We start from the raw sequence: 11,330 nt of genomic DNA, 5'->3' as shown, positions 1-11,330 counted from the left end.
GTCCACCGCATCTCACCGCAACGTTCGTGACGATCGCGATCCGCCCCTCATTCGGGTGAGACGCGCGGAGTCATAGTGCTGATTTGCCCGACGGCGAAAGCGGAATGTTTTTCGTGCGAGGGCTGGACAGACTTTTAGTGATTTGCCCGTCGGGTTGATTTGTCGCACCGAAAGTCGCCACATCGTCATTGCGAGCGAAGCGAAGCAGTCCATAGCGCCACGCGTGGATTGCTTCGCTCCGCTCGCAATGACGGCGGTGGTCGTGGTTGGCGAACGCCGTCTACAGCCTGGTGCCGGCGCTGCAGATCGACTTCAGGGAGCGCCACTCTTCTGCGGTCAACAAGGGCGGGCCGCTGGCGGGGCGGTTTTCGCGGGTCATGCGGGCGAGGCGGTCTTCGGTCATGGGGTGGCTTGCGATCAGCGACAGGGCCTTGTCGCCTTCCTTGCCGGTGATGCGGAACATCAATTCGCCCATCGGCTTGGTCGGCCGGCCGAGCCGATGCATGGTCTCGATCGCGAAGCTGTCGGCGTTCTGTTCAGCTTCGCGAGAATGCGATGCGTTCACCAGCGTCCGCGAAGCGAAGATCACGGCGCCGGAGCCGGTGATGTCGCCAAACAACAGGCCGATCAGGAACGAGGTGCCGCCATTGTGGATCATGCCACGCAGGCCGTCGCGATGCCGGAGATGGCCGAGCTCGTGGGCGAGGATGCCCGCGAGTTCGTCGACATTCTCGGCTTTCGCGAGCAGCCCATCCAGGACATAGACCCTGCCGCCCGGCAGCGCGAAGGCGTTCGGGATCGAAGTCGAGAATACGCCCGATTGCACCGAAGTATCCATGCCGGCGGATTCGCGCAGCGTGTTGACGAGTTTTTCAAACGCGCGCTGGCCGGCCGGGTTGTCGCATGGCTTGCCGTCGAACACGATCTTCACCTGGCTGTCGGCGACTTCGCCGAGCCGCCGCTCGAACGAAGCCGGCACCAGCGTCGCCAGCCGGTCGGCGGCAAGCGGCACGCCGAACAGCACGACCAGGATGATCGACACGGTCGCCGCCAGCGACCAGCCGACGATGGTCGCAACACCGCGGCCGCCGAGCGCATGCTCGTCAAGCTTTTCGCAGCGCGCGACGAGTTCGGCCGCGAGCGCGGCGTCGCGGATTTCGAGCCGCGCCAGCGCGGGCGCCGACACGCAGGAAAGCCGCAGCTTGCCGGATGGACCGTCGGCGCGGCGGATATCGGCATAGGGCCAGGCGGCGAGCCGCTGTCCGTCCTCCTCGATCTCGAGCGCCTCGGCGAAACGCAGCGTGACCGCATGCCGCTTGCTCGACGTGCCGTCGAAATAGAAGGCGCCGCTCAGTCCACTGTCGATCGCCCCGCTCATGGGTCAAAAGCCCCCGACGTCGAGACCGTCGGCGAAGCCCTCGCCGAGCGCGTTGGCGAGCTCACCTCGGGCCGAGACATTGGCCGTCGCCTCGATCCCATGAACGATCGTCGACCCCAGCACCTTCACCCAGAGATCGCGCATCAGATAGACACGAATCACGACATTGATGGCCAGCGCGAACAGGAGATAGCCAAGGCCGAGGAACACCAGGAACGGAATGCTCCCGGTAAATTCCTGGCTCGCGAAGAATTCCTTGAGCGGCGTTGCGCTCATGCTGGCGACCAGCACCGCCGACAGCGCGAGCCAAGCCGCGAAGACGAGGCCGAGCACGACGATCCAGCCGATCACTTTCCAATAGAGCCCGATCAGGGCGCTGCGCTTCAAGGTCGATTCCAGCCGCACGCCACCGAAGCGGATACCGGACAGCCACCATTGCCATTCGACCGCTTTGTAGGCGCCATAGATGAAGGGCGCGACCGGCACCATGTAGACTGCCACCGGCACCAGCAGCCAGAGCCACCAGCCGCGCTTGAAGAATTCCCAGCCGCGCCCCTCGAAACTGCCCTGCAGGTCGCCATAATAGGAATGGCGCATCTTGTAGCGCTCGAGAGCCGCTGCGCGCCACGGCAGCAACAGGCCGAGGGAGATGACGACCAGGAGTCCCCAGAGCGCGGCCAGGCCGGCATAGGCCCAGCCGGAGCCGCTCATCCAAAAGCGCACACCGCGCCACACCGTCCGCGTCAGGCGGTAGCGGCGCGCACGAAAGATCGCGAACTGTCCGAACAGATAGAAGAACGCCACCAGCGGAATGCTGGAGAAAGCCTGGGCGCGCTCGGCCTCGAGGCCGACCAGGAAATAAGCGAGGTAAACCGGCACCAGGATCGCGAGCGCGACCAGGAAGCCGATCAGGAGCTCCTTGCCGCGGCCGGTATATTCGGCGGCATCGCCGTCGATCTCGGTGTTGGACCAGAGATGACGGCGCATGTCGGTCGCCAGCCAGAACCGGTAGAAGCCGAGCGTGACGAATTCGAGTCCGGCGCCGCGCTTGACCAGGTCGAAGAATTCGCGGCGACTGCCCGTGAAGGCCACCGGTATCGGCGGCGGGACAGGCAGGGGCGGCGGCTGCGGCGGCCCAATCGGGGTCCAGCTCATGTCGTGCACGGGGATCAACTCCAGGCGGGGGGTCTCTGCGGCGCGTACAGAACCACAAATTTATCAAAGGAAGTGTGATCCAGATTTTCGCGCAGGAGTCGAGTGCAAAGCGAATTAGCTGCCGCGCAGATGACAGAGGTATCCCGTGCCTGTCACTCCGGGGCGTCCGAAGGACGAGCTATGATGTGCAATTGCACATCAGAGAATCCATTTCGCCACACACTACCCTGTCATTCCGGGGCGACGCGAAGCGTCGAACCCGGAATCCATTTCTCCGTCTACACAAATGGCGAAATGGATTCCGGGTTCGCGCCAAGAGGCGCGCCCCGGAATGACGAGGGGAAAGAGTGCCTGCTACGCGGTCTTTTCGAACAGTTCGCGGCCGATCAGCATGCGGCGGATTTCGCTGGTGCCGGCGCCGATTTCGTAGAGCTTGGCGTCGCGCAGCAGGCGGCCGGTCGGATAGTCGTTGATGTAGCCATTGCCGCCGAGGAGCTGGATGGCGTCGAGCGCGCATTGCGTCGCCTTCTCGGCGGCGTAGAGGATCGCGCCGGCGGCGTCCTCACGCGTGGTCTCGCCGCGGTCGCAGGCTTTCGCCACCGCATAGACATAGGCGCGCGAGGCATTCATCGTGGTGTAGATGTCGGCGACCTTGCCCTGCACGAGCTGGAAGGTGCCGATCGGCTGGCCGAACTGCTTGCGTTCGTGCACATAGGGCATCACCACGTCCATGCAGGCCTGCATGATGCCGATCGGGCCCGCCGCCAGCACCGCGCGCTCATAGTCGAGGCCGCTCATCAGCACGCTCACCCCGCGGCCGACCTCGCTGAGCACATTCTCCTCCGGCACCTCGCAATCCTCGAACACCAGCTCGCAGGTGTCGGAGCCGCGCATGCCGAGCTTGTCGAGCTTCTGCGCGGTGGAGAAGCCCTTCATGCCCTTCTCGATGATGAAGGCGGTGATGCCGCGCGGGCCGCCGCTCGGATCGGTCTTGGCATAGACCACCAGCGTGTCGGCGACCGGGCCATTGGTGATCCACATCTTGTTGCCGTTGAGCACAAAGCGGTCGCCCTTCTTCTCGGCGCGGGTCTTCATCGAGACCACATCGCTTCCGGCACTCGGCTCCGACATCGCGAGCGAGCCGACATGCTCGCCCGAGATCAGCTTGGGCAGATATTTCCGCTTCTGCGCCTCGTTGCCGTTGCGGCGGATCTGGTTGACGCAGAGGTTGGAATGGGCGCCGTAGGACAGGCCGACGGAAGCGGACGCGCGCGAGATCTCCTCCAGCGCGATGCAGTGCTCGAGATAGCCGAGGCCGGAGCCGCCATACTCCTCCTCGACGGTGACGCCGTGCAGCCCGAGCGCGCCGATCTTCGGCCAGAGGTCGCGCGGGAACTGGTTGGTGCGGTCGATCTCGGCCGCGCGTGGGGCGATCTCGTTGCTCGCGAAATCGTGCACGGTCTCGCGGATCGCATCCGCGGTCTCGCCCAGGTCGAAATTGAACATCCGTTGCGCGTTGGGAATCATGGCGGGCGGCCTCCAGAATGGCTTGTTGCCCTAGGCTTATTCGCTGCCGAAGAGCTTGTCACCTTCTCCCTCTCCCCGTTCTTACGGGGAGAGGTCGAATCCGATGCGGCCAAATGTGCCAAACTCGCCCTTGCCCTGCGCGGCGTGACGGGTTGTAATCCGCCAAAAATGCGCCCGGCGGAACAACCGGACCGGGACGATCCAAGGAGATACGCCATGCACGGGACGGTCGATCGCCTCAAGAACGAAACCCAGGAGGCCGCCCGCGAGCGGGCCTATGCGATCCCGCTGGATCAATTCGACCCCAGCGCCCCCGAATTGTTCCGCACCGATTCGTTCTGGCCGTATTTCGACCGGCTGCGCCGGGAGGAGCCGGTGCACTACTGCCAGGACAGCCTGTTCGGGCCCTATTGGTCGGTGACCAAATATAACGACATCATGGAGATCGAGACCAACCATTCGGTGTTCTCCTCAGCCGCCTCGCTCGGCGGCATCACCATCCGCGACATTGCCCCCGATTTGCGCCGCGAGAGCTTCATCGCGATGGACCAGCCGCGGCACTCGGCGCAACGGCGGACCGTGGCGCCGATGTTCACGCCGACCCATCTCGACGAGCTCGCGATCAACATCCGCAAGCGCTCGACCGAATGCCTCGACAATCTGCCGCGCGGCGACGTGTTCGACTGGGTCGACAAGGTCTCGATCGAATTGACCACCCAGATGCTGGCCGTGCTGTTCGATTTCCCCTGGGAGGACCGCCGCAAGCTGACGCGCTGGTCCGACGTCGCCACCACGCTCCCGGGCGCCGGCGGGCTGGTCGCGACCGAGGACGAGCGGCAGGCCGAGCTGATGGAATGCGCCAGCTATTTCTCGCGGCTGTGGAAGGAACGGATCGACCAGCCGCCGAAGAGCGACCTGCTCTCGATGATGGCGCACAGCCCGGCGACCCGCGACATGGACCCAAAGAACTTCCTCGGCAATCTGATCCTCTTGATCGTCGGCGGCAACGACACCACGCGCAACACGCTCTCCGGCAGCATCTATGCGCTGAACCAGAATCCGGACCAGTATCGCAAGCTGAAGCAAAATCCTGATCTGATCGACAGTTTCGTGCCGGAGGTGATCCGCTGGCAGACTCCGCTGGCGCATATGCGGCGCACCGCGCTTGCCGACATCGAGTTCCATGGCAAGCAGATCCGGAAGGGTGACAAGGTCGTGATGTGGTACGTCTCGGGCAACCGCGACGAAGAAGTGATCGAGCGTCCCTATGAGTTCATCATTGATCGCGCCCGTCCCCGCACTCACATTTCGTTTGGCTTCGGCATCCATCGCTGCGTCGGCCTCAGACTTGCCGAATTGCAGTTGAAGATCATCTGGGAAGAGATCCTGAAGCGCTTCGACACGATCGAGGTGGTGGAGGAGCCGAAGCGCGTGTATTCGAGCTTCATCAAGGGATATGAGACGCTGCCGGTCCGCATCGCGAGCTAGCGCTTTTGGGAGTTGAGACAATGAACGTGCAGACTTCAGTCAGGGTCGACAAGAACGAGCTGATGCGCCTGGCGCGCGAGGAGGCCTATTCGACGCCGCTGAAGAATTTCCACCCCGGCGCGCCAAGGCTGTTCCAGAACGACACGTGGCAGCCGTGGTTCGAGCGGCTGCGCAAGGAAGAGCCGGTGCATTACTGCACCAACGCGCCGATCGAGCCCTATTGGTCGGTGACCAAATACAACGACATCATGCATGTCGACACCAGCCACGGCATCTTCTCCTCCGATGCGAGCCTGGGCGGCATCGGCATCCGCGACATGCCGGTCGGCTATGACTGGCCAAGCTTCATCGCGATGGACCAGCCGAAGCACTCGGCGCAGCGCAAGACGGTGTCGCCGATGTTCACGCCGACGCATCTGGACGAGCTTGCCAAGCTGATCCGCGAGCGGTCGCAAAAGGTGCTGGACGGCCTGCCGCGCAACGAGACCTTCAACTTCGTCGACCGCGTCTCGATCGAACTGACCACGCAGATGCTGGCGACGCTGTTCGACTTCCCCTGGGAAGAGCGGCGCAAGCTGACACGCTGGTCCGACGTTGCCACCGCGCTGCCCAAGAGCGGCATCGTCGACTCGCCGGAGCAGCGGCGCAAAGAGATGGACGAATGCTACGCCTATTTCGCAAAACTCTGGAACGAGCGCGTCAACGCGGCGCCGCGCAACGATCTGCTGTCGATGATGGCGCATAGCGATGCGACTCGGCACATGGACCCCGACAACCTCATGGGCAATCTCATCCTGCTCATCGTCGGCGGCAACGACACCACGCGCAACACCATGACCGGCTCGGTGCTGGCGCTGAACGAGAATCCGGAGCAGTACGAGAAACTCCGGGCAAACCCTGAATTGATCGATTCCATGGTGCCGGAAGTGATCCGCTGGCAGACGCCGCTCGCCCATATGCGGCGCACCGCTCTTGAAGATACCGAGCTCGGCGGCAAGACGATCAAGAAGGGCGATCGCGTCGTGATGTGGTACGTCTCGGGCAATCGCGACGAAGAGGTGATCGACCGCCCCAACGAGTTCATCATCGACCGTCCGCGGCCGCGTACGCATCTGTCGTTCGGCTTCGGCATCCACCGCTGCGTCGGCATGCGGCTCGCCGAACTGCAATTGAAGATCGTCTGGCAGGAGATGCTGAAGCGATTCGACCGCATCGAGGTGGTCGGCGATGTCAGGCGGATCTATTCCAGCTTCATCAAGGGATATGAGACCCTGCCGGTGCGGATTCCGGGGTGATCGTCATTGCGAGGAGCGAAGCGACGAAGCAATCCATGCTTCCACAAGTGGCGAGATGGATTGCTTCGCTTCGCTCGCAATGACGGAGATATAAAAACCCGGCATGACAGCCTGCACCAGATGCGAAGGGAAGGCCGCGCGCGCTTGTCCTAAATCTCCCTCTGTTGGCGCGCGCCGCAATGGCGTTACGCCAGCTTGATGTCCCAGAGGCCTTCCTTGCGGCAGGCGGCGACCTCCTCGCGCAGCAGCGCGGTGACGGCGGTGGTCGCGATCGAGGTGGGACGATCGATCGGAGAGGCAATGATCAGCTCGCGCGACAGCGGCTTTGCGATCGCCGCGGTTTCCAGCCGGCCGTCGGCGACTTCGCTCCGCACCGACGAGGGCGGGAGCAGCGCAAAGCCAAGCCCCTCCTCGACCAGGCTGGTGAGCACGCGGAAGGAATCCGCCTCGAGCTGGACGTCGAGCTTGATCTTCTTCAACGCCGCGGCGTGCTCGATCAGCGCGCGGAGCCCATGCGAGTGACTGGGCAGCACCAGGCGCTGGCGCAAGAGCCAGCCGATCTCGACCTGCTTCTTGCGCGACAGGCCGCAGCCGCGAGGGCCGACCGCGATAATCTGGTCGCGGCCGAGCGGCTGCGCCGCAAGATGCAGGTCCGCGGTGCGGCCGTAGATGATCGAGATATCCATCTCGCCGCGGTGCAGCCATTCGATCAGGTGGCCGCTATAGCTCTCGACGATCCGCAGCGAGATATCAGGGAATTTCTCCACGCAGCGGCGGGCGAAGCGTGCCGAGAGCACGCAACTCACCGTCGGCACCAGGCCGAGCACCACGCGGCCCGATGGCGGGCCTTGCGCGGACTGGATGTCGTCACGGATCTGATCGACCTGGCGGACGATGCCGGAGGTGCGCGCGAGCAAAAGGCGCCCGGCATCGGTCAGCACCATGCCGCGGCCGTTCCGCGTGAACAGCTCAGTGCGCAGCTCGTGCTCGAGCAGCTTGATCTGCCGGCTCAGCGCCGGCTGAGCTATGCGCAGCGTGTCGGAGGCCTTGCTCAGGCTCCCGAGTTCCGCGACGCAGGTAAACGTCCTAAGCTGGCGGAAATCCATGCTTGCCAATCTTGGAATGCTACTTCATACGCTATAACAAAAGAGCATAGGGAGTTTACGCCGGCGCCACAATGGTCCGCCGAGCCTTTCACATCCGCCATCCCTTAAACGAACGCGCCGGTGATTTCCGATGACCGCACAAGAACAGCATGACGACTATTCCGACATCCGCGACGCGGTGGCAAAACTCTGCGCGCAGTTTCCCGGCGAATACTGGCGCAAGCTCGATCGACAGATGGCCTATCCGAAGGAATTCGTCGATGCGCTGACCGAGGCCGGCTACCTCTCGGTCTTGATCCCCGAAGAATACGGCGGCGCGGGGCTCAAGCTTTCGGCGGCAGCGGCGATCCTGGAGGAGATCCAGCGCGCGGGGTGCAATGGCGGCGGCTGCCACGCGCAGATGTACACAATGGGCACGGTGTTGCGGCACGGCAATGCCGAGCAGAAGGCGAAGTATCTGCCGAAGGTCGCGAGCGGCGAATTGCGCCTGCAGGCCTTTGGCGTGACCGAGCCGACCAGCGGCACCGATACGTCGTCGCTGAAGACGTTTGCGCGCAAGGATGGCGACCACTACGTGGTCAACGGCCAGAAGATCTGGACCAGCCGCGCCGAGCATTCCGACCTGATGATCCTGCTCGCGCGCACCACGCCGAAGGAGCAGGCGAAGAAGCGCACCGACGGGCTGTCGGTGTTCATCGTCGACATGCGCGAGGTCAAGGGCAAGGGGCTGGAGATCCGCCCGATCAGAACCATGATGAACCATGCGACGACGGAAGTGTTCTTCACGGACATGCGGGTGCCGGCGGAAAACCTGATCGGCGACGAAGGCAAGGGTTTTCGCTACATCCTCTCCGGCATGAATGCCGAGCGCATCCTGATCGCGGCCGAATGCATCGGCGATGCCAAATGGTTTATCGCCAAGGCGACGAACTACGCCAAGGAACGCGCCGTGTTCGGCCGACCGATCGGCCAGAACCAGGGCATCCAGTTCCCGATCGCGAAGGCCTACGCCTCGATGCGCGCGGCTGAGTTGATGGTGAAGGAAGCCACCCGCAAATACGAGGCCGGGCTCGATTGCGGCGCGGAAGCCAACATGGCCAAGATGCTGGCGGCGGATGCGTCCTGGGAAGCGGCGAATGCCTGCGTGCAGACACATGGCGGCTTCGGCTTTGCAGAGGAATATGACGTCGAGCGCAAGTTCCGCGAGACGCGGCTGTACCAGGTGGCGCCGATCTCGACCAACCTGATCCTGTCCTTCGTCGCCGAGCACGTGCTCGGCATGCCCCGCTCCTACTGAGGTGAGACGCATGCTGCCGCTCGAGGGACTGACCGTCATCGCCGTCGAACAGGCGGTTGCCGCGCCGTTCTGCTCGTCGCGTCTGGCCGATGCCGGCGCGCATGTGATCAAGATCGAACGCCCCGAGGGCGATTTCGCCCGCGGCTATGACGCCGCAGCCAAGGGCCAGAGCAGCTATTTCGTCTGGCTCAACCGCGGCAAGGATTCGGCCGTGGTCGATCTTGCGACCAGGGAAGGCCGCAGAGCGCTGGAAGAGCTGATCGCGGGCGCTGACGTGCTATTACAGAATTTGAAGCCGGGCTCGATGGACAAGCTCGGCTTCTCGCTCGAGCGGCTGCGCAAGGATTATCCGAAGCTGATCTGCTGCACGATCACCGGTTATGGCGACGAAGGGCCGTACGCCGATCGCAAAGCCTATGATCTCCTGATCCAGGCCGAAAGTGGATTGGCCTCGATCACCGGCGGGCCGGAGGGCGCCTCGCGCGTTGGCATGTCGATCGTGGACGTCGCGACCGGCGCGACCGCGCATGCAGCGATCCTGGAAGCGCTGATCGCGCGCGGACGCACCGGCAAGGGCGCCGACATCCGCATCTCCATGTTCGACGTGATGGCGGACTGGCTGACAGTGCCGCTGCTCAATGCCGAAGACGGCAAGCCGCCGAAGCGCATGGGCCTCGCCCATCCCTCGATCGCGCCCTACGGCGTTTTCCGCTCCAGGGATGGCAAGGAGATCCTGATCTCGATCCAGAGCGAGCGGGAATGGAAGAAGCTGTGCGCCGAGGTGCTGGGCCAGCCGGAGCTGGCAAATGATCCGCGCTTCGCCAACATGGTCGAGCGGGTGCGCAACCGTGCGCAGACCGACAAGACCGTCGGCGATGCCTTCGCGACACTGACGCGCGACGAGTTGTTGCAGAAATTGGCTGACGCCGACATCGCCTTCGCCGAGGTCAACACCATGGCCGATCTCGCGCACCATCCGCATCTGCGCCGGATCGAGGTCGACACGCCGAACGGCCGCGTCGCCTATCCGGCACCGGCTGCGATTGTCGTCGGCGAACCGCGCCATTACGGCGCGGTGCCGGCGATCGGCGAGCAGACCAGCGCCGCAAAGTCCTCTCCTGCCCGGGCCAAATCATCATGAGCGAACAACTCGACCTCGATCATCTCAGGCAATGGATCGGCCGCACCACTGAGGCTTCCGACATCGTCACCGCGCAGCTCGTGAAGGGCCTGCGCGCGACGCTGTTCCAGGAAATCGGCGAGCCGAAAGCGGGCGATGCCGCGCCGTTCACGGTGCATTGGTGCCTGGCGCAGTCGGTGTTTCCGATGTCGCAGCTCGGCCCCGACGGCCACCCGACCCGCGGCGGCTTCCTGCCGCCGGTGCCGCTGCCGCGCCGGATGTGGGCCGGCGGCGAGATCGAATTCCTCGACACGCTGCGGGTCGGCGACGAGCCGAAGCGCACCTCGCGCATCTCCGACGTGAGCTTGAAGAGCGGCTCGACCGGCACGCTGTGCTTCGTCTCGGTCCAACACGACGTGACGACGCCGCGTGGGCTCGCGATCCGCGAGCGGCAGGACATCGTCTATCGCGAGATGACGAGCACACAAGCGGCTGCGCCCGCGAAGGCGCCGCCTCCGCCGCCGGTCGCAAAGCACCGCGAGAGCCACATGGCCGATCCGGTGCTCCTGTTCCGCTATTCGGCGCTGACCTTCAACGGCCACCGCATCCATTACGATCGCGACTACGTCACCAAGGTGGAAGGCTATCCGGGCCTGATCTTCCACGGGCCGCTGCAGGCCGCGTTCATCATCGAGCTGGCGGCAAAGCTTCATGGCGGAAAGCCGCCGAAGAAGTTCGTCTATCGCGGCGTGCAGCCGCTGTTCGAAGGCAGCGAGTTTTCGGTCAATGCCAATGAGAACGGCGAAGGCCTCGACCTGTGGACGGCGAATTCACAAGGGCAGCCGACGATGAAGGGCACGGCAACGTGGTGACGCGCTAGCGCGTCATTCCGGGGCGCGTCAAAGACGCGAACCCGGAATCTCGAGATTCCGGGTCTGGTGCTAGCGCACCATCCCGGAATGAC

Annotated in this window: 9 protein-coding genes; 5 read left to right on the top strand and 4 right to left on the bottom strand. The window is 64.0% G+C overall.

Going from position 1 to position 11,330, the window contains the following annotated elements; translation table 11 throughout:
* Positions 1 to 280: 280 nt before the first annotated feature.
* The 3 genes from OZ411_RS35640 to OZ411_RS35630 form a co-directional block, all read right to left on the bottom strand.
* A complete protein-coding gene (locus OZ411_RS35640) occupies positions 281 to 1,378 on the bottom strand; it encodes a M48 family metallopeptidase (protein WP_282531682.1) in 1,098 nt (365 codons plus the stop codon).
* A 3-nt stretch (positions 1,379 to 1,381) separates the two neighbouring features.
* Positions 1,382 to 2,533, bottom strand: a complete 1,152-nt coding sequence (locus OZ411_RS35635) for a DUF898 family protein (RefSeq protein ID WP_282531684.1) — start codon at positions 2,531 to 2,533, stop codon at positions 1,382 to 1,384.
* A gap of 354 nt (positions 2,534 to 2,887) precedes the next feature.
* Entirely contained in the window at positions 2,888 to 4,060 is a 1,173-nt protein-coding gene (locus tag OZ411_RS35630) for an isovaleryl-CoA dehydrogenase (RefSeq protein ID WP_282531681.1), read from the bottom strand.
* A 216-nt stretch (positions 4,061 to 4,276) separates the two neighbouring features.
* Between OZ411_RS35630 and OZ411_RS35625 the strand changes: the two genes are divergently transcribed.
* Together OZ411_RS35625 and OZ411_RS35620 are read left to right on the top strand one after the other, a co-directional pair.
* Positions 4,277 to 5,548 carry a cytochrome P450 gene (locus tag OZ411_RS35625; protein ID WP_282531680.1) on the top strand — a complete coding sequence of 424 codons (1,272 nt, stop codon included), beginning with the start codon at positions 4,277 to 4,279 and terminating at the stop codon, positions 5,546 to 5,548.
* Between the two features lie 20 nt (positions 5,549 to 5,568).
* A complete protein-coding gene (locus OZ411_RS35620; RefSeq protein ID WP_282531679.1) occupies positions 5,569 to 6,843 on the top strand; it encodes a cytochrome P450 in 1,275 nt (424 codons plus the stop codon).
* Between the two features lie 185 nt (positions 6,844 to 7,028).
* Here the strand turns inward: OZ411_RS35620 and OZ411_RS35615 are convergent, their stop codons facing one another.
* Entirely contained in the window at positions 7,029 to 7,949 is a 921-nt protein-coding gene (locus OZ411_RS35615; RefSeq protein ID WP_282531678.1) for a LysR substrate-binding domain-containing protein, read from the bottom strand.
* Between the two features lie 130 nt (positions 7,950 to 8,079).
* Here OZ411_RS35615 and OZ411_RS35610 point away from each other — a divergent pair, with 130 nt between their 5' ends.
* Genes OZ411_RS35610 through OZ411_RS35600 form a run of 3 tightly spaced genes read left to right on the top strand, consistent with a single transcriptional unit; the run spans position 8,080 to position 11,238 of the window.
* Entirely contained in the window at positions 8,080 to 9,246 is a 1,167-nt protein-coding gene (locus OZ411_RS35610; protein WP_282531677.1) for an acyl-CoA dehydrogenase family protein, read from the top strand.
* Between the two features lie 10 nt (positions 9,247 to 9,256).
* Positions 9,257 to 10,387 (top strand): CaiB/BaiF CoA-transferase family protein, encoded by a 1,131-nt coding sequence (locus OZ411_RS35605; protein WP_282531676.1) that lies wholly within the window; start codon positions 9,257 to 9,259, stop codon positions 10,385 to 10,387.
* Positions 10,384 to 11,238: a MaoC family dehydratase N-terminal domain-containing protein gene (locus tag OZ411_RS35600; protein ID WP_282531675.1), complete on the top strand. Its 855-nt coding sequence runs from the start codon at positions 10,384 to 10,386 to the stop codon at positions 11,236 to 11,238. Before OZ411_RS35605 ends, OZ411_RS35600 begins: the two co-directional genes overlap by 4 nt.
* Positions 11,239 to 11,330 lie beyond the last annotated feature (92 nt).

Origin of the sequence: Bradyrhizobium sp. Arg237L (assembly GCF_029990105.1) — a bacterium.
In the GTDB taxonomy this organism is placed as follows: domain Bacteria; phylum Pseudomonadota; class Alphaproteobacteria; order Rhizobiales; family Xanthobacteraceae; genus Bradyrhizobium.
The sequence above is the reverse complement of the archived record's forward strand: the minus strand, read 5'-3'. Positions and strand labels throughout refer to the sequence as shown.